We start from the raw sequence: 20,259 nt of genomic DNA, 5'->3' as shown, positions 1-20,259 counted from the left end.
AAAAGACTCCACTGTTAGCCTAAAGCACTAGAGCGGAGTCTTTTTAGTTTTGAGCTAGTTAACTTTATAGATGATTAACTTTAGTGTTTAAGGGTTACACCTTTCTCATGATCAGCGCCTGCGCATTGAGCATCGCCTCTTTGGTGCTGACATCTAACGTTTTCACATTCGCAAAGCGCTCGACTTCTTTGATCGCCACATCGTGAGCGAAGATCACCAACCTCGCTCTTTCAATGTCTTTCTGTGTGATGCGATTGCCTATTCCATTAGCACCTTGTGTCTCAACCTTAATCCGAACCCCGAGATGATGCGCCGCTTTTTCCAGAGACTTCGCAGCTAAGAAAGTGTGGGCAACACCTGACGGACAAGAAGTGATTGCGAGTACATCCGCTTGCCCTTCTTCTGTCACCGAGCCACCTGCAAACTGGTTGGAACTCGCCTCGCCTTCGACCACATTTTTTTTCAGCAGTATCACGATCAAAGCCGTGGTGAGCGCTCCCGCCAGTGTGCCAATGATGTAGCCAATTTTTCCGTCAACCACAGGCAGAACAATCCAACCGCCCCATGGTGCATGGTTCACTACATGGAACATAAAGCCAACAACGTTACCGACAATGCCACCAGCAACAACCGCAGGCAGAACGCGTGCAGGGTCGGCAGCAGCAAATGGGATCGCACCTTCACTGATGCCGATCATTCCCATGATCCCTGCGGCTTTGCCCGCTTCGCGTTCGTCGCGTTTAAACTTCTTCGGCGATATAAAAGTCGCCAGAGCCATACCGAGTGGTGGCGTACAAATCGCAATGCCAACGCCACCCATCAACCAAGGTTGGGTATTTACCTGAGTTTGAGCAAACAGTGTAGCGACCTTATTGATTGGTCCTCCCATATCAAAGGCGGTCATCGCGCCTAAAATACTGCCGAGCACCATTTTTCCAGAGCCAGCCATACCCGTGAGCATTTGGTTCATCTCAAGCATCACTTGAGCTATCGGAGATCCAATCACCCACATCACCGCACCACAAGTGACGAAGGTACCAACTAGTGGATAGATGAAGATAGAACTCAGCGAGATCATGCTGTCTGGCAGTTTGATCTTCTTAAGTAGATTCACCACAAAGCCCGCAAAGAAGCCGACCACTATCGCCCCAAGAAAACCGGTGTTGTATTGGTTAACGGCAACCCAAGAACCAATCATGCCCGGTGCTAAACCCGGTTTGTCGGCCATCGAGTACGCAATGTAACCGCCCAGCACCGCAGTAAACAACGTTAAGCCCGCAATGCCCATCTGTGCGATATCAGCTAACACGCCACTCTCAGGAACTGCGCCGTGACCGGATATCATCACCGACAAAGACAACAACACACCGCCCGCAACCACGAATGGGATCATGTGTGAAGTGCCATACAACAGGTGTTCTTTGAGTCGATTGAGTGATTGTGCCCAAGGGCTGAGTGGCTCGACATACACTTCGTGATGGCTAGAGGCATAGCTATCAAAGGAATCTGAATTGACTTCAAGAAACAGCTCTTGAGCTTCCTCAACCGACTCGGCTGCCTTTAATTTTGTAACAAAGCCATCTTCGATCAATTTGGTCGAGATCTGAGCCAGTACCTCGATATGGTGGTCGTCATTATTGTCTGGCGAAGCGAGCATAAAAAACACATCAGACAGTTCACCGCCATCGGCACCATAGTCAATCCCCGTTCGGCTGATACCTACAGCAACGGCAGGTTTAGCAACGGCAGTGCTTTTCGCATGTGGAATCGCAATACCATCATCAAACCCCGTATTACCAATCGCCTCACGCTTCCAGATATCATCAAGGAATTCACTTTTATTCGAGAGCTTACCAGCGCGATCGAGTAACTCAACAAGCTCTTCAAATACTGCCTGTTTTGAGTCTGCTTGTAGCTCCAAACAGATAATCTCGGGCTCGATAATATTAGTGATATCCATGGTCTATTCTGCCTCGCCTGATTTCAGACTGAAGTAATTAGGTTCTTCCGACCTAAATTAAAATTTCGATGTTAATAAGATGAAAAGATTAACGGTGTGAAGGCACTCAATATATAGGACGAAAGGTGCATTAACTGGATTATTGTAACCAAGAACTCAGAGTGTGACTTTCACCTTGGAATAAAAAACGGCAATCCATAAAATCCACAGAACCCATAAACATATCGCCCCTCCTCTATGCGAGCTTTCCATACTGGATTTCCCACGCAAGATGGCTTTTACAAAATAGCTTCTGAAAGGTAGCTTATGTAACGTAACAGGGACGAGAATAAGCCGAGAATAATAATGAGAATTGTAGCGGTAACTGCGTGCCCTACAGGCATTGCGCACACCTATATGGCAGCTGATGCTCTAAATAAAACAGCCCCTAAGTTCAACGTTTCAATCAAGGTTGAGACGCAAGGCGCTATGGGTATTGAAAACTTACTGACCGCCCAAGATATTACTCTCGCAGACAAAGTATTAATCGTATCTGATATCGATATTGAACAACCAAGCCGGTTCGACCCAGCTAAAACCTTATTCATTCCCATGGAAGAGGTGTTGTTGAGTGTCGATAAAGTCTTTATTAAGCATTGTCGAACTTAAACTTTTCATGAACGAATATCAGATCACCTTCTTCGTTAACGATCCTGCCGCAAACTCACATGTCGCGCAGCCCCTTACTCGATTAGCGAAGAAGTTCAAAAGCAACATCCGCATTATCAACATCACTCAAAATCGAACCGCTGATCTATCCAAATCCGTCGCGATGCTGCAAGTAGGTTTACTTCGTGGTGACTTGTGTCAGATAACCGCGGTTGGGATTGATGCGGAGCTGGCCTGTTTCGTTCTCAAAGATGTAATTGCTGAGCATTACGACATGGTTGGCTCACAAGTGAACCATGAATTCTCGAAAGATCTAATCCAGCGTATGCCGCAAATATGCCCGCCCTGTGACATCAAGTGGCACCATGCCAAAGCACAAACCCAACTGACCAAGTTTGAATGCCTAAAAGGGCTCGCTCATTTGGTGTATCCAGAAGATCCGGATGAACTGATTCTGGCGTTTATTAAACGAGAGGAACGCTCGTCTACGTGTGTATCTCCAGGGATCGCCCTGCCGCATGTGATGTTTGAATCGACCCAAGACCTCTCGATCGCGGTTATCGTCAGTGACGACCCAATTGACTGGGCCTCACGCATTGGCGAAGTACACGTTACCATTGCTTTGGTACTGCCTACCAAGCCACAGCGAGAGCATATTGTGGCGGCTACCAACCTAACCAGAAATCTGCTTCACGACCAAGTCAATGAGCGTTTACAAAAGACTCGAAGCAGTGTCGATCTACAAGCTCTGCTCATGTACATCTCTTCACGTCTTATTTAGTTACCAGCTCGTTAGAGCTAGATTGAGCCTCGATACTCGGTCGGTGTTCTTCCGGTGCGGTTTTTGAAAACTCGACAGAAGTAGTTCACATCCTTAAAGCCGCAACGTAATGCCACTTCATTGAGCTTGAAGTTGTACTTCTTAAGCATGAACTTGGCACGATCGACTCGCACGCGCGTGATGTACTCGGCCAGCGTCATATGGCCTTGTTGGCGGAACATTCGTGACAAATGGTTAGATGAAATACTAAAGCGTGAGGCGATGCTATCTCGAGTGATCTGGCGGTGGAAGTTCTCTTGAATGTAGATGCAAATCCCCTGATACACATCCTGTACTCGGCTGTGAGATTTCTCGACAGGTGCATCCAACATGGTCTTACTGTATTGCAGCAGCGCTTGTAGTAACAGTTCATCCATAGGCTGCTTGTTACTCTCGCGCGCTAACGAGCTGAGCGCCTCCAAAATGTTATCAATCGCAAACCCAGAGCGAGTCTGAATACTGTGCTTTTGAATATCGTAAAAACTCTCTTCCCCTTTGCGCTTACTCACCAAACTTAAGCCAAGCTGACGGCGACCAAACAACATGCTCAACACCGAGCAGTCAGTATCCCAGTTGGGTTTGTTCCAGCAGTTCGGTGGGATAAAAATCGCATCGCCCGCTTTCGCGACAACGTTGGTGATCTTACGATCATGACTCTCCATCTCATTGACATACTCTCCGTCGAGCACCAGCTCTAAGCGTGGAAAGTTCACCTGATAACTGCATGCTGAAGGCGTGTGAAAATCCCCCGCAAACCAGATGTTATGAAATGGTTCTCGCTCATTTAATACCGACGAGATTAGGTCATGAAATATCATTTATTCGAACTCTTAAAAGCAGCAATAACGCTACGGGAATAGATATACTCCTTAGTGAAACATAGCGCTATTGAGCAAAATCACAATTTGAGATCTAGGTTACAAAAATCCAGTAGTGGAAATAAATCTCCAGTCAAAAACCTGATATAGCACATTGTTCCTTCGATAACTCTACACGCCGAACCCCATGCAAATAAAAGCCTCAAGCAGGCTCAACCTATGTCAATAGAGGCCGAAAAACGCGCCACTAAACGATCAAAATCACACTCTACTTATAACGCAACAATCATCCAGTAAATGCGTTTTTTCTTCACTACAGAAGGCAAGCCGTAGATTCCAGAATACCTCTAACAAAATAAAAACAAGTAGGGGTTCATTATGATCACAACATTGATCAATCAAGATTTGATTAAGCTTTCGCTTAGCGCTGATTCAAAAGAAGAAGTATTCAAAGAGCTGATAGACGTGCTTTATGCACAAGGCAGAATTTCAGACAAAGCACAGTTTCTTGCCGACATTAAGGCTCGTGAAGAACAAGGTAATACCGGATTTGAAGAAGGTATTGCTCTGCCACACGCGAAAAGTGCTGCGGTCATCAAACCTGCGGTTGTTATCGGTGTCCATCAACAGGGTATCGAGTACGGCGCGGATGACGGTCAGCCATCAAAACTGTTCTTTATGATTGCCTCTCCCGATGGTGGCGATAATCATCACATCGAAGTACTGGCAGAGCTTTCTTCAAAACTGATTGAAGAAGGCTTTATCGAAAGCTTCATGAATGCTCAATCTGAACAAGAAGCATTAGAACTACTGCTTACCAAACCTGAGCCTTCGGAAGCGGAAACCAACGTTGAGAAACAAGGCTTCATCATTGGTGTGACAGGCTGCCCAGCTGGCGTTGCACACACTTATTTGGCAGCCGAAGCACTAGAGAAAGGCGCGGCGGCTCTTGGCTACGATGTGAAGGTCGAAACTAACGGCTCTATCGGCGTTAAAAACAGCCCAACTCAAGAAGAAATCGAACGTGCCGACGCAATTGTGGTGGCTTGTGACAAACAGGTCGACATGGCTCGCTTTGCCGGAAAACGCGTTATCAGCACCAACGTGAAAGCGCCGATCAAAGACGCGCAAGGCTTGATTCAGCAAGCACTCAACGCACCAAGTTACCAAGCAGAGCAAGCTCCAACCAACCAATCCGTTGCAGAGAAAGCATCACAAGCGCGTTCAGACCTTTATCGTTACTTGATGAATGGCGTATCTCACATGATCCCATTCGTGGTCACAGGCGGCCTCTTGATTGCCCTAGCCTTAGCGATTGGCGGTGAGCCAAGCGAATCTGGCATGGCGATTCCTGCTGGCAGCATGTGGAACCAAATCCTAGAAGTGGGTGTGGTTGCCTTCACCCTGATGATCCCAATCTTGGCTGGCTACATTGCTTACGCAATTGCTGACCGCCCTGCTCTAACCCCTGGCTTGATTGGCGGTTGGATTGCCAACAACGGTTCTTTCTATGGCGCTGACGCAGGTACTGGCTTCATTGGCGCAATCATCGCAGGCCTATTAGTGGGTTACTTCGTTAAATGGATTACTTCGTTTAACTACCACAAGTTCGTTCAACCGCTTGTGCCTATCATGATCGCTCCGATCACTGGCTCTCTATTCATCGCGGGTCTGTTCATCTTCGTAATTGGCGCCCCTATCGCGGGACTAATGGATGCTCTTACTGCCCTACTTACTAGCATGAGCACAGGCAACGTGGTTCTGCTTGGCATCGTACTGGGTGGCATGGCTGGCTTTGATATGGGTGGCCCATTCAACAAAGTAGCATTCCTGTTCTCGGTTGGCATGATTGCTAGCGGTCAAACTCAATTCATGGGTGCAATGGCGTGTGCTATCCCTGTCGCTCCACTGGGCATGGCTATCGCAACCAGACTTGGCCGTAAGTTCGACCTGTTCGAATCTTCTGAAATTGAAGCAGGTAAAGCAGCAGGCGCAATGGGCTTAGTGGGTATCTCTGAAGGTGCGATTCCTTTCGCAGCTCAAGACCCGATGTCAGTTATCCCAGCCAACGTACTTGGCTCAATGACCGCTGCAGTAATGGCGTTCTCATTTGGCATCACCAACAGCGTTGCCCACGGTGGCCCAGTTGTGGCTCTACTAGGCGCAATGAACTACCCAATGCTGGCACTTCTGTGTATGGCTTCAGGTGCGGGCGTAACTGCGGTTACTTGTATCGCGCTTAAAAATCTACGCAAAGCCAAGCTAACAGCAGCAGCGGCTTAAGCCATTTCAACTCCAATGGCTTGAGCCTTTCTACCCTACTGTTTTTAGTAGCTAATAGTTTTTTAGGAACGAATAGAGCTCAAGCCATGTTTCCCTTCATGGTGATTTCGATGTCTGATTTTTCTTTAGCGAACGACTCGTTCGTACAACGCTTTTTCTACCCTATGACCAACGTGATTCAAAACTACGCATGGGGGAGTCCTTCTTCGTTTAGCCAACTGTTTGGTATTGATAACCAGTCTGGTGAGCCACAAGCAGAGATCTGGATGGGCGCTCACCCGAATGGTTGCTCAATGGTGACTGATAACGGGCAGCAGACCACGTTGTCGAACCTTATTTCCAAGAACCTAAACCTGTTTCTAAGCGAGAAAGTCGCGAGTCGTTTTGGTGAGCTACCATATCTATTCAAGGTGTTAGCAGCAGAGAAAGCGCTATCGGTGCAAGTACACCCAAATAAACAACAAGCTGAATCTGGATATGCTCTAGAAGAGCAGCAAGGCATTCCGATGACCGCTGGCAACCGCAACTACAAGGATCCCAACCACAAGCCAGAACTGGTGTATGCCCTAACCGACTACACCGCAATGAATGGTTTTAGATCAATCAGCGAGATCCTTGAGCACTTCCATTACCTTGATATTCCAGAGTTGCATTCGATGGTGAACGATCTCGCGGACGACCAAACTCCCAATGGATTAGCCAGCTTCTTTGCAAGCTTGCTGTCTCTGGAAGGCGAGCAAAAAGGCATGGCGTTAACCATGCTGCTGATGAAGGCTAAGCTTTCAGATAAACGTGTATTCCAATTGATTTCAGAGCTTGAAGCTCAATACCCAGGTGATGTCGGCTTGTTCGCTCCGCTGCTATTGAACGTGATTACCCTAAAACCGGGGCAAGCCATGTATCTGGATGCTGAAACCCCTCACGCTTACATCAAGGGCACAGGCTTAGAGATCATGGCGAACTCAGACAATGTGCTGCGTGCAGGGTTAACGCCTAAGTACATGGACGTGAATGAACTGGTTTCTTGTACTCGATTTAATGAAAAACCTGCGGATAGATTACTGCTCAGCCCGATTGAGCAAGGTGATGTGATGGAGTACGACATTCCGGTCGAGGATTTCAAGTTCTCTATCGTGCAGAATTCTCATCAGAGAAAAATCACCACCGAAGGTGCCGAGATCCTACTGCCGCTCGACGAATCTATGGTGCTCACTCACCAATGCGGTGAAACCTGCGTGATAGAGAAAGGCCAGTCGGTATTCATTCCTGCTTATGCTGAGAGTTACAAACTGGATTGCGCTGGACGCGTAGCGCGCGCTTACAGCTAGATCCATCACCACTAATCACACACTATCCATGCCCTGCTTTTGCGGGGCATTTTTGTTCCTACAAAAAGTTATTTCAACACCGAAAAACGCCATCAAATATGACCCATCTCACACTGGATGAATGATGCAAATCACACTTAATTTTGCTGGATACAAATGTACAGTGAAGGGCTTTTATTTGCTATTTCGCGAATCGGGTTAATCCATTAATTTTAATTCAAGAACTTCAAGAGTGAATGAGTTAATAAATGATCACACAGCTAACTAACGTCAACTTAATTAATAACAACCTTAAAGCGAATAATAAAAAAGAACTGTTTGAAGAATTGGCAAGCATGTTATTTGAGAACAACCGAATCAGCAGTAAAGAAGCCTTCTTGGCAGACATTGAAATTCGTGAATCTCAAAGCATCACCTCAATGGACGGCATCGCTTACCCACACTCAAAAAGCAAGGCTGTAACTGAGCCTGCCATTGCTGTCGGTGTTAAGCGTCAAGGTATCGAGTATGGCGATGAAGACGGCATCAATCCAACCGTATTTTTTATGATTGCCTCTCCGGATAACGGTGCTGACCATCATATTTATGTACTACAAGAACTATTTGGAAAATTCAGCGATGAATTTATTCAAGATATCCATAACGCAAAAGACGAACAACAGATCCTTAATATTTTAATTAATTCATAAGGCGTAGAAAATTATGAGCACCCTAACAACTCAAGCTACGAATACCAATAATAAAAACAGTAGTAGCGACTTTAAAAAAATCCTTAGTACCATGAAAGGCCACCTGCTTTTCGGAACCTCACACATGCTGCCTTTCATCGTAGCTGGTGGTGTTCTGCTGGCTTTAGCGGTCATGGCATCAGGCAAAGGTGCGGTTCCAGCCGACGGTTTGCTGGCAGACATCTCTAATATCGGTATCAAGGGCCTTGTTCTTTTCCCAATCATTCTTGGCGGCTTTATTGGTTACTCAATTGCAGACAAACCCGCACTAGCTCCTGCGATGATCTCTTCTGGCATCATGGCTGACATGGGCGGCGGCTTCCTTGGTTGTATCGTGGCAGGCTTTATCGCCGGTGGCGTGGTGTTCCAACTTAAGAAGATCCCGCTTTCTGCGAACATGACGGCGCTGGGTGCTTACTTCATCTACCCACTTCTAGGCACGTTAATCTCTGCAGGTATCGTTCTTTGGGGCATCGGTGAGCCAATCAAACTGTTCATGTCTTCTATGAACGAGTTCTTAGCTTCAATGGCTGGCGCATCTAAGATGGTTCTGGGCACAATCCTTGGCGGTATGACTGCGTTTGATATGGGCGGCCCTATCAACAAAGTAGCGACCCTATTTGCTCAAACTCAAGTAGACACACAACCGTGGCTAATGGGCGGCGTAGGCATCGCGATTTGTACACCACCTCTAGGTATGGCACTGGCGACGTTCCTATTCAAAAATAAGTTCTCTAAACAAGAACAAGAAGCAGGTAAAGCAGCGGCAATCATGGGCTCTATCGGTATCTCGGAAGGTGCTATCCCATTCGCAGCAAACGACCCAATGCGTGTACTTCCTTCAATCGTTGCCGGTGGTATCGTGGGCTGTGTATTCGGCTTCATGACAGACGTTCTACTGCACGCACCGTGGGGCGGCCTAATCACTGCGCCAGTATCAAGCAACATTCCAATGTACGTCGTCGGTATTGCGCTAGGTTCACTGACAACAGCGGTTATCGTTGGCTTCTGGAAACCAGTCGCAGTAGAAACAGAAGATGACATGGTTGAAGCAGCGCCAGTTCAAGCTCAAACAGCACCTGTAGCAGGCGAAGGCGAGTACGACATCGTAGCAGTAACATGTTGCCCTTCAGGTGTTGCACACACCTTCATGGCAGCGAAAGCACTGGAAAAAGCAGGCTTAGCAGCAGGCCTTAAGATCAAGGTAGAAACTCAAGGTCAAAACGGTATTCAGAACCGCATCACCGACCTAGATGTAGCGAACGCGAAGCTAGTTATCTTAGCTCACGATATCCAAGTGAAAGACGCTCACCGCTTTGCAAACGCGAATGTGATTGAGTGTTCAACCAAAGAAGCGATGAAGAAAGCCGCGGACATGGTGGCTATTTAAACCTGAAACAAGTTAGAAGATAAAAATTACTACCCCCTAGTAACTAAAATCCCCATTCGTCTAGTCAATGAATGGGGATTTCTTTTTACAGAATAACTCGTAGGAGCAACAGAATCAGCTCTTAGGAACGAGCGTCTCTTCGGTTTCCAAATCAAATAAGTGACACTGTAGCGTATTAAAGTGGAGCACTGTCTCTTCACCGCTGTTTGCAATTCGATCTGCATCGAAAGGTACACGAGCCACCAGCTTGTCAGCACCGAGTTTGAAGTAGAGATACAGCTCATTACCCATGGATTCAACAACATCTAGCCTGTGCGTTTGAGTATTCACCTCCGACAATGGGGCATCGTGGTTGGCCAATTGGATATGTTCAGGGCGAACACCAAACCACAACCACTCACCGAGTTTCTCACGGGCGATAGCCTGCTTATCTTGTGGTAGCGTCCAACGTGTACCACTTTCCGATATCACGTTCATCACACCGTCAATCTCGTCCACTCTCACCTTGATAAGATTCATCGCTGGCGAACCAATAAAGCCTGCAACAAACTTATTGGCTGGGTACTGATAAAGATTCATTGGCGTATCGACTTGCATGATCTCACCTTGATTCAATACACAGATCCGGTCACCAAGAGTCATGGCTTCCACCTGATCGTGTGTCACGTAGATCATGGTGGCGTTCTGCCCTTCTTGCTTCAGGTTGTTGTGCAGCTGCGCAATGCTGACACGAGTCGACACACGTAGCTTTGCGTCTAAGTTAGACAACGGCTCGTCAAACAAAAAGACATCCGGCTTACGCACCATCGCACGACCTAAAGCCACACGCTGCCTTTGACCGCCCGACATTTCACCCGGCTTATTATTTAGCAGATGTTCAATATCGAGAGTCTTGGCTGCATCTTCAATTCGCTCATTGATTTCATGCTTTGGCAGCTTCTGTTGTTTAAGGCCAAAAGCCATGTTTTCGTACACCGACATGTGCGGGTAAAGCGCGTAGTTCTGAAACACCATCGAGATGCCACGATCTTTAGGTGGCAGCTCATTCACACGCTTATCGCCAATGTAGACATCGCCTTCTGAGATATCTTCAAGGCCTGCGATCATACGAAGTGTGGTGGATTTTGCGCAGCCAGACGGCCCAACAAACACCATGAATTCACCTTCGCGAATATTCAGATCGACACCGTGCACGGCCTTAAAACCATTTGGGTAGGTTTTTTCTACCCCTCTCAGTGTGACTTCAGCCATAACCTGTCCTTAAATCAATTCGTTAAATACTATCTTTGCAATCTGTCGTGAAACGTTTTAGCCACGTTCTTGCAGTTGATTGAGCTCAAAGTGGGCAACCGATGCGATAACCAGATCCGCCACAGGCTCTAACTCGCTGTGTTGTGCAGTCCCCGTCAGAACACCGACATTGCTTGCGCCTGCATTGCGGCCAAATTCCATATCCGAAACCGTGTCACCAAACATGATCACCTCATGAGGCTCAATACCGCATTGTTCACAGAATGCATTGAGCAGTGCTGGCGCAGGTTTAGGTTCGATATCACCATCGGAGTAACCGACATAATCGAACATCTCGCTCAAACCCGATTGCTCCAGTGTGTAGATGGTTGAGTCTTTGGTATCCGCAGTCGCGATGCCTAAAATCATGCCTTGCTGCTTAAACAGGCCAAGCTTTTCAGTCACACCCGGAAGGGCTTCAATCCAGCTTGGATTCTCTTCCACTTCGTCATTGAAAGCCGCTTTGGTCAACTTGGTGAACTCAGCGAGCGAGACATTGGGTTGCAGCATGTTGAACCACGCTGTCGCGGTATCTTCCACTGGGTTTGAGGCTAATAGTCCATAGTTATCAACCACATCACCTTCCACGCCGATGGCCAAGAGTAACTCAGCAGGTGTGACAGTTTGATTACCTTGATGCTGGTCACTGTAAGATTTCACACGCTCACAGGCACCACGAGAAACGTTAAGCCACATCTTGTGGAACTCTAACAATGTGCCGTCTTTATCAAATAACATCGCCTTAAACTTCATCACGGCTCATTCGCTCCATTAGTTCTCCCCAAGTACGCACTAGGGGTTGGTTAAATTCTGGTTGTTTGCCGTCGAATACGGCATTGATGCAGCCTTCAAATTCATGCTCGTTAGATGAAGGTTGAGTACTGTTGATTAGTGCTGAAGAAAGCTCCCCACGACGAATATCGACACGGCACCAACGGTACCCTTCATCAATATGGATACTTTGTAGCTCATCACTCAAAGCGATTCGGTCGACAATTTCGCCATCCACAACGCACTCCGCGTAATAGGGGTTTTCTGAGTCAGTGACAGCAATACGATAAGTCAGAGCCAGCCCTTGAGAATCGTTACCTGGTAGCAAGTCGCCTAAGTTGATATCAAACTTCAAGCCGCAGCGGCGCTCTAAGTACACTTGGCCGTTACGCAAACCGGACAAGATGCCTTCACCACTCAAACCATGGCTGTAAACGAATGTTGATGGATCGCCATAGATAGAAGGCTCATCGGATTTTGGGTTGCGTTCATGGGGCTCAAGGTGTGAATCACTGCCGCCAATCGCCGTGATTCGCTGACCACAATTCCACATTTCATTGAGAACCAATAACGCCTCTTCCGTTGCTTTCGGTGAGGTCGACCAAGTTGGGTCACAACACACTTCAAACGTGGACACTTGGCTGAGCTCTACTTGATCGTATTGCCAATGCCACGGCTTCATCATCGGGTGATTAATGCCGAGGGAACTGTGTCCGCCATTGTGTCCACTTTTAGCTAAGCTCAATCCCGCTTCCATCGTCGCTTGGCTGCTGTGTTCAACGTTTCTGAGATCCAAAGACTTAACCGGGCCATGCACATTGAAATGCCCGAGATCAGTCGTGACTTCTAACGCCGGTAAGAACAAACACTGATTTGATACAGGCAGCTTGGGCTGGCAAATGTTGTGCTCTGTAAAGAAGAAAAAATCGAGCCCTTGTGATTCAACAATGTCTTTAGCCGCGGCTAAGGTATTGTGACCATCAGAAAGCTGAGTGTGAGCGTGTAAATCGCCACGATACCAGCGAGAATCAGAACTCAGCATGTAGCTGTAATCAAACTCGATATCGTGCTCAGTTGTGACTGTTGGGTTCAGTTCTAGCTCAACATCGTTATTAACTAATTCATCAGAGCAAAGCACATCGACTTGATACTGCATCGCGCGTTCGGTACGAAACTCACCCTCAAGGTTGTAGAGTTCTAAGAACCACTCGCCCGATGGAATCGCTCCATCAATCGCGCCTAGGCCTGAGTTTTCCGGTTGGATGGTGAGTGACTTGTGCGTCTTTTCAAACAGCACTTTGCCACGAAATGCTTGGTTGGGATCGTAGGCTGCTGCGTATAGGAACCCTTTTGTCACCGTCGTACCAATAATGGTTACGCTGTGAGAACCTGCTGGCACATCAAAGGGGATACGTACTCTGCCAAACGGCAGCTCACCTTGAAATTGGGTCATTGTCTTCACCAAATTCGTCCTAATTGAAGGACTGGGTCAAAAAGAGGCCCACCCGAATAGATGGGCCTTTATGCATGCAAAGATAGTTTTAACCACTTTACAGATTAAGAACGATTCGCTCGGTCTAGTGCACGTTGTGCTTTCTTAGCTGCTTGTTTTAGCGCTTTATCAGCAGGCACGTTTTGGATTTGAATTTGGTCTGCAGCCACCTTAAGCGCATCCATGATCTTACCGTTGGTAGGGTCTAGGAAATCTTTGGTCGCCGTGTTCGCTTGCTTTAGCGGGATCAGAGCTTGTGGGTTATCTTTAGTGAACGCTTGGTATTCTGGAACTTCAGAAACGCTGTTACGCACTGGGATGTAGCCCGTAAACATCGACCATGCCGCGGTGTTTTTCGCGTTGGTGTAGAACTCAACAAACTCGAATGCACCTTTGGCCGCTGCGTCATCTGTGCCTTTTGGCATTACGTAAACCAGCGCACCCGCTTGTGGTGCAGAAGGGTTTGAGCCCCAACCTGGTTGCGTGGTTGCTGAAAGCTTAGTGAAGTCCAAGTCACCTTGGTCACCCGATGAACCGGTGTAGCCTAGTGCGTTGTCTTTCATCACATCATCAATGGTTTTGTACCAGTATTCCCAGCCTTGACCACCGTAGTGAATACGCATGATTTGATCATCGTGGATCCACTTACGGAAGCTGTCCCAAACCTCAACCCACTCAGGAGAGTCAATCAGCACTTTCTTACCGTCATCACTGATGATCTTAGCGCCGTTAGAAAATGCCGCATCAATCATGTTGTCTTGACCCCACATCGGCTCCCAGCCGTAGAAGGTCACATTACCTTTCTCATCACGTTGTGTGACTTTCTCTGCGACCTTAGCCACGCCTTGCCATGTCTTTAGATCTTGCTCAGTAAAGCCGTTATCTGCCAACACCTGCTTGTTGTAGTAGAACACTTGAGTTGTGCCGTAAGCAGGTAGACCGATGATAGTGCCATCTTCTGCCGTCACTTGATCTTTAAACGCGCCGATGAAATCAGAGAAGTTGAACTCTTCATCCATGAACGGCGTTAGGTCACGACTCAGACCACGCCCGTGCATCGCTTCCGCACGGCCTGAATCTAACAGAACAAGTTCAGGTGCCGTTTTCGACGCTAAACCGGCTTGCAGCTTCTGGTAGGTTTCTGTGTAGTTACCTTGCAATGCTGGCTTCACCACATACTCATCTTGGCTCGCATTGAACTCTTCGATGAGCTTAGTCATCATTTGCTGTGGCTTAGTACCACCGGAATACCAAAAGTTAACTTCGGTAGCGGCAAGAACACTGCTAGAGAACATAGACGCGCTTGCTGCGCCAGCACACACTAGTGCGAGAGTTTTTAGTTTCATTTCCGTTTACTCTTTTACGCCGTTATCGGCGATACCTGAAAGAATCGTCTTTTGACAAATGACGAATAGAATTAACAAAGGCAATACTGCAATGGTGCTCGCCGCCATAATTTGCGACCAGTTCAACCCATAGTTACCTTCGGCAATAAAGTAGTGACGAATACCAGTAGCGATCAGATTTAAATCCTGAGTCGTAATCACCAGACTTGGCCACATGTAGCTGTTGTAATTGGTAATAAAAGTGATGAGGAACAGTGTTGCGACTGCTGCTCGGCATTGCGGTAAGATGATTGCCCATAAGATTTTGAGCTCACCTGCACCATCAATTCGTGCCGCTTCAATCAGCGACGGATGCACCTTGATAAACACTTGGCGCAGATAAAACACGCCGAAAACCGACGCCGCATTCGACGCCACTAAGCCCATATGTGAATCCAACAAACCCAGTTTTGCCAAGGTGATGTAAGACGGAATGTAAGTCACTGCGCCCGGCAGCATGTAACAACCCATCACGATGAAATAGAGCACCGTCTTCGAGCGAAACTTCAGCTGAGTCAGCGCGTATGCAAACATCGCGGAATTCACAATCACCAATAGAGTCGTAAACAAAGCCACGCTAAAGCTGTTGAAGATGTACAAGCCAAACGGCGCACTGTGAAAAGTTTCGACAAAGGTTTCCCAACGGAAATGTTCTGGAATCAAGTCCAGCGGGTTAGCAAAGATCTCATCGTTGCTTTTCAGCGAGCCAGACAGCATCCATAAGAACGGAAACACCATGATGGTTCCACAGGTTGCCAAGAACAGGTGCTTAGCCAGTGCGAGGAACGAACGGCGATCCACTGAATTTGTCTTTGACGCAACCTCTGATTTCGTCGCTTTGGTTTGGGCTTTAACTTTGGTTGTAGCTGCCCTCTGATTTAATACTTGATTGGCATCCAATACTTGCGTGGTCATAATTCTGTCCTTTCAAAAATCGACTAGTAGTACACCCAGCGCTTGCCGATGTAGGTATTAATAAGTGCCAACAATCCAGTAATCAGGAATATCACTAACGATGTCGCGGCTGCAGGTCCCATTTCGTAACGTTCAAATGCTTGTTGGTAGAATAAGTACAACAAGGTACGAGTCTCACCACCCGGCCCGCCCTGCGTTAAGATCTGGAACTGATCGAACGCCTGCATTGCAGTGATAATATTGACCACCACTAAGAAGAATGTGGTTGGAGAAATCAGGGGCAGCGTTATCTTCAAAAAGCGCGTTAAGCTACTGCAACCATCGATCAAAGAAGCCTCATACAGTGACTCTGGAATCTTGTTGATCGCACTGATGTAAAACAACATCGTCCAACCAATCGCCTGCCACACCGTCACGATAATTACCGCAATCAAGGCTGTGTTTCCGTTTTCTAGCCATGGAATCGCGCTAAACCCTGCCGACTCTAACAAGTGGTTTGCCAAGCCCGACTTCGTCTCGAACACCCAAGACCAAACAATCGACACCGCGACCGTTGGCGTGATCCAAGGCGAGAAGATCACAGCACGATAAAACTGGCTACCCTTGAAGTTTTTGTGCAGCAACATGGCAAACACAAGACCAAGAATGATGGTTGGAATCACCACTCCGGCAGAGAACCAAAACGTGTTGAGCACCGCTTGAATGAACTCGTAGTCCTCAACCATGTACTCGTAATTTTCTAAACCGATGAACGAATAATCTGGCGAGATGTAATCCCAATCGGTAAAGCTGATATAAATTGAATAACCAAATGGTACGAGCCAAAAAGTAAACAGTGGCACCAACAACGGTGCGGTAAATAACAGTACCTTTAAGCGGTTTTTCATTGGTTGTGAGAAAGCACTCATGGTGACCTCGTCCTTATTTGTATGCGGTTAAATTAAGGGGTTTGTGTGACAGGTTAGTAAGAGCGCCCTTCATTTTTTTTATGGCTACCCATTAGAAAATCTTTACTCCAGTTCACCGTCTTCCATTTGGTGATAGAGCCAATCGCAGAAGAAATTCACCTTGGCGCTGCGACTGTGTTTGGTAATCAGATAGTGGGCAGATTCGGCAGGCATCGAGGATTCGTTTGCCAACACAAGGTCTTCTTTCTTGAGCAATTCAGACACCGCGAGCGAGCGTACGAGCAACATTCCAATGCCATGTTTAACCGCTTCTAAGGCATGCAGAGAGTTACTCACTTCGAGCAGAACCTTAGGTAAGGTCATCTCGAATTGGTTATGCCCAAGCCATTGCAGCCAGTTCTCTCGGTAGCCTTTCACCTGAACCGTCGGCAGAGCAGCAAAGTCATGCTTGCTGAGTAATTCTTGATGATCGGATTTGAATTGAGGGCTACACACTAACTGCCAGTGTTCTTGAAACAGTCGCTCACAATGGGTGTCTTCGCTTTCGACTTTGCCGTTGGTCAGCTCGATATCGACATTCTGACAAGGGTTGGTTGATGGCCAATCCACCAGCTGAATATCGAGCCTGATAAAAGGGTATTTTTGATAAAAAGATGGCAGGCGAGGTAGCAGCCAGTTATGGCAAAAGGTGTGATTAACGCGCAGGCTCAAAACGTCGGTTTCTTTTTCCCCAAACAGGATTTGAGTCTGTAGTTTCAGATGAGCCAATGAGCCCGCAACAATCGGTTGATAATGTTGGGCAGCCGACGTCAACTTTACGCCTTTGGAGCTGCGTTCAAACAGTGTGGTATCGAGAAAGATTTCTAAACTTTTAAGCTGCTGACTCACCGCAGCTTGCGTAACACAAAGCTCTCGCGCAGCAGCGCCAATAGAACCGAGGCGGGCAACAGCTTCGAACGCAACAAGGGCACGTAGAGGGGGTAACATGGCTTCACCTGATTGAAATAAAAGTGAAAAATACTTCAGTCAGGTTTCAGTTTTTTGTGCTTACCGTTACAGATTAATGACGAAGGGACGTTGATCCGATATTTATGATCAACGTCCCTTTTCTCTATTTCTAATTGTTATGCGTGATGTCTTAGCTTCGCTATGTCTTAGAGCCGAGTTCGCATCAGACTTATCTATTGATCTTTGCAATAACGCAGCTCTAGTAGGTGCCGATATTCGCGAAGCAGCACCGCTTAAAGACGTTGAAGAGAGTAAACCCATCACATCTAAAGTAAGTGTGCTCGGCTCTACTTTTTAATATAATGAGTTTCTAGAAATCAAGGCTAAACGTATTTAAATAGCGCTCTAGCCTAACTGAATAAAAGTCTGATAATTCTTCGTCTTCTTCATCATGACAGTCGGTACAAGTGTCCTTAGGATCAAATTCTTCATGGGGAAGATGACACTCGACGCACTCCATCTCTTCGCTCTCTTTGTGCTTTAAATTATGCTGGCGCCCTTCGAGGTGACCAAAATCATCATGACACTCCACGCAGCTGTTATATTCAAACTCAAGATCGTCAGAAGGCTCTTCGTCTAGATGGCACTGACCCGCACATGTTTCATCCTTTAGGTGAATATTCGCAAGGTTATGCTCATCTGGATTAGGTAAATCTTCAGCGACCACCAGTGCGCATACTCCAGCAAGTAACACACTAATTAAATATCTAGTCGTACTCATAAAACTGGCTCCTTCTTACCGATGCGACTTAAGCTCTTTCTCACGCAGAATAGCTTCATGGCAGGTTGCACATAACCCAATACGGAACTTCTTACTGATACCGATAATCGGGTCTGAATCGCGATGTAAATTATGACAATTGGAACATGTCAATTTGGTGGCATGTACATCGTGAGTCCACTCACTGACCCTCAAGCTTTCAGGAGAATGACAAGCGATACACTTTTGGTTTTGCTCGAAAATTGGCAAGTCGATATGATCATCGAATGGAATCACACTTACCACATCAGAATCTTTGGGATGAGAACCTTTTCTGCCATGACAAGCCGTGCAGTTGTTGTAAAACTCAGTACTGGCATGTGCGCCTACAGAAGCGATGGCATTAATATTTTTAAGCAGACGCTTTTTTTGATGGCACCGTATACAACGCTTATTTTCCTTTATTAAAGTCTGCATTTCCGCTTCATTGGTAATTTGGCTAGAAAACGGTTTTACATTATGCACAGCGGGATTCTGAACTGTTGACTCAGAACAGAGTGGTAGCGGCATAAAGAATATGCTCAACGTGGTCAACACAAATAAATAAGAAACATATTGAGTAACTGTTTTGACCATAATAGTACTCTTCTGTTAAGAAATGATTTGAGCCGATTATTTCGACACAAATCATTTCAGTTAGTTACGAGTGTTATAATTATTTAAACTCAAGGTTTAACACACCGCGATGGTATATGTGATTAATTTGAGAGTTATCAAAAACCGCAACACCAAATGGATATAATTGGCTCAAATCGTCAAATTGCACATCTTGCGTTTCTGCATTTTCCCCCGTAGTTACAAGCTTACGCTTCATTTCCAGAGTCCAAACACCCTCTTTCCAAATAGCACCGACTTCGATATCACCACGGGAACCGGTAAATGGCTTACCCGTTAACCCTGGAATTCGGTCTAACTTATTGTAGTCAGTTGTAAACGGCTTCTTCTCTGAGTCTAAAATAAGTAATGTTTCATTGGTTAAGTTATCTGATACATAGGCTGGCTGACCGTCTTTTACGTTATTAACGTAGCCACCCCCCGTTTTGCTGTCTCCTTTACGTCCCCAACCTTTGTTTTGTTTTGGATCGGTATTACTATCAACATATTGGTCATCGAGCTGATTATGAACCGCGGTTCTCACACCTTTCCAGTGCCACATATCAATAAACTCGTCTTCCTGCTTGGTGTATTTACGTGCTGGGTTCTTATCATCACGCCCTGCATTTTTACCCTTTTTAGCTCTGTGACATGCAGCATTACACCCTTTCTCAGAAAAGCCTTCAGCATTGATGTCCCAATAAACCGCAAATTTATCTTCGTAGTAAGTATTGTCGTGCCCAGTATCATCTTTATTTTTCAACTGCTTCCATGACCCATCCTCTTGTTTAACCCAAGGAAAGCGGTCAATACTTTTGGTCGGGTCGGCATAAGTAAACAAGAAGTAAATGTATTCATTGTCATACATCGACTTCATTTCCACACTGGTTTTTTTAATGCCTTCATAGCCATTATTTGGTTTATACGGTAATTTGTTCACCTTCTGTGTCAGTGGTTTAGCTTGCTCCCAAACGGCATCAACGTTGCCATCGATAACTATATTTGAGGCAAGCTTACTGCTCTCTAGTATCTTATCTTTTGCGTGAACAGCACTGGCTGGAATGATCGTAAGTACAACCACGGCTAATAGCGTCATCATTGAGTACTTCATTATTACCCTCCTAAATCCTATTGCTCTATTTATATAATTAAGCGTAGGAA

Annotated in this window: 19 protein-coding genes; 7 read left to right on the top strand and 12 right to left on the bottom strand. The window is 46.5% G+C overall.

The features are described from left to right. Positions 1-94: 94 nt before the first annotated feature. The gene (locus BCV39_RS00905; protein ID WP_102431993.1) at positions 95-1,960 is read right to left on the bottom strand and encodes a fructose-specific PTS transporter subunit EIIC; all 1,866 of its coding nucleotides are present in this window, start codon (positions 1,958-1,960) and stop codon (positions 95-97) included. A gap of 345 nt (positions 1,961-2,305) precedes the next feature. Between BCV39_RS00905 and BCV39_RS00900 the strand changes: the two genes are divergently transcribed. Then, positions 2,306-2,608, top strand: a complete 303-nt coding sequence (locus BCV39_RS00900) for a fructose PTS transporter subunit IIB (RefSeq protein WP_017069788.1) — start codon at positions 2,306-2,308, stop codon at positions 2,606-2,608. Positions 2,609-2,615: 7 nt separating this feature from the next. Further along, complete coding sequence (locus BCV39_RS00895) at positions 2,616-3,389, top strand: PTS sugar transporter subunit IIA (protein ID WP_102431992.1); 774 nt, start codon at positions 2,616-2,618, stop codon at positions 3,387-3,389. A 17-nt stretch (positions 3,390-3,406) separates the two neighbouring features. Here BCV39_RS00895 and BCV39_RS00890 read toward each other — a convergent pair whose 3' ends face one another. Beyond that, a complete protein-coding gene (locus tag BCV39_RS00890) occupies positions 3,407-4,246 on the bottom strand; it encodes an AraC family transcriptional regulator (RefSeq protein ID WP_102431991.1) in 840 nt (279 codons plus the stop codon). A gap of 378 nt (positions 4,247-4,624) precedes the next feature. Here BCV39_RS00890 and BCV39_RS00885 point away from each other — a divergent pair, with 378 nt between their 5' ends. From BCV39_RS00885 to BCV39_RS00870, 4 genes are all read left to right on the top strand, one after another. Continuing rightward, complete coding sequence (locus BCV39_RS00885) at positions 4,625-6,529, top strand: fructose-specific PTS transporter subunit EIIC (RefSeq protein WP_102431990.1); 1,905 nt, start codon at positions 4,625-4,627, stop codon at positions 6,527-6,529. 110 nt (positions 6,530-6,639) lie between these two features. Further along, the gene (manA, locus tag BCV39_RS00880; protein WP_102432028.1) at positions 6,640-7,857 is read left to right on the top strand and encodes a mannose-6-phosphate isomerase, class I; all 1,218 of its coding nucleotides are present in this window, start codon (positions 6,640-6,642) and stop codon (positions 7,855-7,857) included. A gap of 248 nt (positions 7,858-8,105) precedes the next feature. Then, positions 8,106-8,546: a PTS sugar transporter subunit IIA gene (locus BCV39_RS00875; protein WP_017069783.1), complete on the top strand. Its 441-nt coding sequence runs from the start codon at positions 8,106-8,108 to the stop codon at positions 8,544-8,546. A 13-nt stretch (positions 8,547-8,559) separates the two neighbouring features. Further along, on the top strand, positions 8,560-9,975 hold the full coding sequence (locus tag BCV39_RS00870) for a fructose-specific PTS transporter subunit EIIC (RefSeq protein ID WP_055319106.1): 1,416 nt from the start codon (positions 8,560-8,562) through the stop codon (positions 9,973-9,975). 114 nt (positions 9,976-10,089) lie between these two features. Here the strand turns inward: BCV39_RS00870 and ugpC are convergent, their stop codons facing one another. From ugpC to BCV39_RS00835, 7 genes are all read right to left on the bottom strand, one after another. After that, positions 10,090-11,226 (bottom strand): sn-glycerol-3-phosphate ABC transporter ATP-binding protein UgpC, encoded by a 1,137-nt coding sequence (gene ugpC, locus BCV39_RS00865; RefSeq protein WP_102431989.1) that lies wholly within the window; start codon positions 11,224-11,226, stop codon positions 10,090-10,092. 57 nt (positions 11,227-11,283) lie between these two features. Next, positions 11,284-12,018, bottom strand: coding sequence for an HAD family hydrolase (locus BCV39_RS00860; RefSeq protein WP_102431988.1), 735 nt, complete (start codon positions 12,016-12,018; stop codon positions 11,284-11,286). Continuing rightward, entirely contained in the window at positions 12,008-13,489 is a 1,482-nt protein-coding gene (locus BCV39_RS00855) for a CehA/McbA family metallohydrolase (protein WP_102431987.1), read from the bottom strand. The genes BCV39_RS00860 and BCV39_RS00855 overlap by 11 nt, the downstream gene beginning before the upstream one ends. Positions 13,490-13,593: 104 nt before the next feature. Next, positions 13,594-14,874 (bottom strand): extracellular solute-binding protein, encoded by a 1,281-nt coding sequence (locus tag BCV39_RS00850; RefSeq protein WP_102431986.1) that lies wholly within the window; start codon positions 14,872-14,874, stop codon positions 13,594-13,596. Positions 14,875-14,880: 6 nt separating this feature from the next. Further along, complete coding sequence (locus BCV39_RS00845) at positions 14,881-15,828, bottom strand: carbohydrate ABC transporter permease (protein WP_102431985.1); 948 nt, start codon at positions 15,826-15,828, stop codon at positions 14,881-14,883. Positions 15,829-15,851: 23 nt separating this feature from the next. Further along, the gene (locus tag BCV39_RS00840; RefSeq protein WP_102431984.1) at positions 15,852-16,736 is read right to left on the bottom strand and encodes a sugar ABC transporter permease; all 885 of its coding nucleotides are present in this window, start codon (positions 16,734-16,736) and stop codon (positions 15,852-15,854) included. Positions 16,737-16,838: 102 nt separating this feature from the next. Further along, positions 16,839-17,723, bottom strand: coding sequence for a LysR substrate-binding domain-containing protein (locus tag BCV39_RS00835; protein WP_102431983.1), 885 nt, complete (start codon positions 17,721-17,723; stop codon positions 16,839-16,841). Positions 17,724-17,862: 139 nt separating this feature from the next. Between BCV39_RS00835 and BCV39_RS00830 the strand changes: the two genes are divergently transcribed. Further along, complete coding sequence (locus BCV39_RS00830) at positions 17,863-18,042, top strand: hypothetical protein (protein ID WP_102431982.1); 180 nt, start codon at positions 17,863-17,865, stop codon at positions 18,040-18,042. A gap of 12 nt (positions 18,043-18,054) precedes the next feature. Here the strand turns inward: BCV39_RS00830 and BCV39_RS00825 are convergent, their stop codons facing one another. The 3 genes from BCV39_RS00825 to BCV39_RS00815 all read right to left on the bottom strand — a co-directional run bounded on the left by BCV39_RS00825 (position 18,055) and on the right by BCV39_RS00815 (position 20,209). Continuing rightward, positions 18,055-18,465, bottom strand: coding sequence for a cytochrome c3 family protein (locus BCV39_RS00825; RefSeq protein WP_102431981.1), 411 nt, complete (start codon positions 18,463-18,465; stop codon positions 18,055-18,057). A 15-nt stretch (positions 18,466-18,480) separates the two neighbouring features. Then, positions 18,481-19,080: a cytochrome C gene (locus BCV39_RS00820; protein WP_102431980.1), complete on the bottom strand. Its 600-nt coding sequence runs from the start codon at positions 19,078-19,080 to the stop codon at positions 18,481-18,483. Positions 19,081-19,159: 79 nt separating this feature from the next. Continuing rightward, positions 19,160-20,209: an ethylbenzene dehydrogenase-related protein gene (locus tag BCV39_RS00815; RefSeq protein WP_102431979.1), complete on the bottom strand. Its 1,050-nt coding sequence runs from the start codon at positions 20,207-20,209 to the stop codon at positions 19,160-19,162. Positions 20,210-20,259 lie beyond the last annotated feature (50 nt).

Source organism: Vibrio sp. 10N.286.55.E10 (assembly GCF_002872555.1).
Taxonomy (GTDB): Bacteria; Pseudomonadota; Gammaproteobacteria; order Enterobacterales; family Vibrionaceae; genus Vibrio; species Vibrio crassostreae.
The sequence above is the reverse complement of the archived record's forward strand: the minus strand, read 5'-3'. Positions and strand labels throughout refer to the sequence as shown.

Bases quoted from the DNA above. Each gene is read 5' to 3' on its own strand.
- BCV39_RS00905 (WP_102431993.1), bottom strand. From the start codon at position 1,960: ATGGATATCACTAATATTATCGAGCCCGAGATTATCTGTTTGGAGCTA.
- BCV39_RS00900 (WP_017069788.1), top strand. From the start codon at position 2,306: ATGAGAATTGTAGCGGTAACTGCGTGCCCTACAGGCATTGCGCACACC.
- BCV39_RS00895 (WP_102431992.1), top strand. From the start codon at position 2,616: ATGAACGAATATCAGATCACCTTCTTCGTTAACGATCCTGCCGCAAAC.
- BCV39_RS00890 (WP_102431991.1), bottom strand. From the start codon at position 4,246: ATGATATTTCATGACCTAATCTCGTCGGTATTAAATGAGCGAGAACCA.
- BCV39_RS00885 (WP_102431990.1), top strand. From the start codon at position 4,625: ATGATCACAACATTGATCAATCAAGATTTGATTAAGCTTTCGCTTAGC.
- manA (WP_102432028.1), top strand. From the start codon at position 6,640: ATGTCTGATTTTTCTTTAGCGAACGACTCGTTCGTACAACGCTTTTTC.
- BCV39_RS00875 (WP_017069783.1), top strand. From the start codon at position 8,106: ATGATCACACAGCTAACTAACGTCAACTTAATTAATAACAACCTTAAA.
- BCV39_RS00870 (WP_055319106.1), top strand. From the start codon at position 8,560: ATGAGCACCCTAACAACTCAAGCTACGAATACCAATAATAAAAACAGT.
- ugpC (WP_102431989.1), bottom strand. From the start codon at position 11,226: ATGGCTGAAGTCACACTGAGAGGGGTAGAAAAAACCTACCCAAATGGT.
- BCV39_RS00860 (WP_102431988.1), bottom strand. From the start codon at position 12,018: ATGAAGTTTAAGGCGATGTTATTTGATAAAGACGGCACATTGTTAGAG.
- BCV39_RS00855 (WP_102431987.1), bottom strand. From the start codon at position 13,489: ATGACCCAATTTCAAGGTGAGCTGCCGTTTGGCAGAGTACGTATCCCC.
- BCV39_RS00850 (WP_102431986.1), bottom strand. From the start codon at position 14,874: ATGAAACTAAAAACTCTCGCACTAGTGTGTGCTGGCGCAGCAAGCGCG.
- BCV39_RS00845 (WP_102431985.1), bottom strand. From the start codon at position 15,828: ATGACCACGCAAGTATTGGATGCCAATCAAGTATTAAATCAGAGGGCA.
- BCV39_RS00840 (WP_102431984.1), bottom strand. From the start codon at position 16,736: ATGAGTGCTTTCTCACAACCAATGAAAAACCGCTTAAAGGTACTGTTA.
- BCV39_RS00835 (WP_102431983.1), bottom strand. From the start codon at position 17,723: ATGTTACCCCCTCTACGTGCCCTTGTTGCGTTCGAAGCTGTTGCCCGC.
- BCV39_RS00830 (WP_102431982.1), top strand. From the start codon at position 17,863: ATGCGTGATGTCTTAGCTTCGCTATGTCTTAGAGCCGAGTTCGCATCA.
- BCV39_RS00825 (WP_102431981.1), bottom strand. From the start codon at position 18,465: ATGAGTACGACTAGATATTTAATTAGTGTGTTACTTGCTGGAGTATGC.
- BCV39_RS00820 (WP_102431980.1), bottom strand. From the start codon at position 19,080: ATGGTCAAAACAGTTACTCAATATGTTTCTTATTTATTTGTGTTGACC.
- BCV39_RS00815 (WP_102431979.1), bottom strand. From the start codon at position 20,209: ATGAAGTACTCAATGATGACGCTATTAGCCGTGGTTGTACTTACGATC.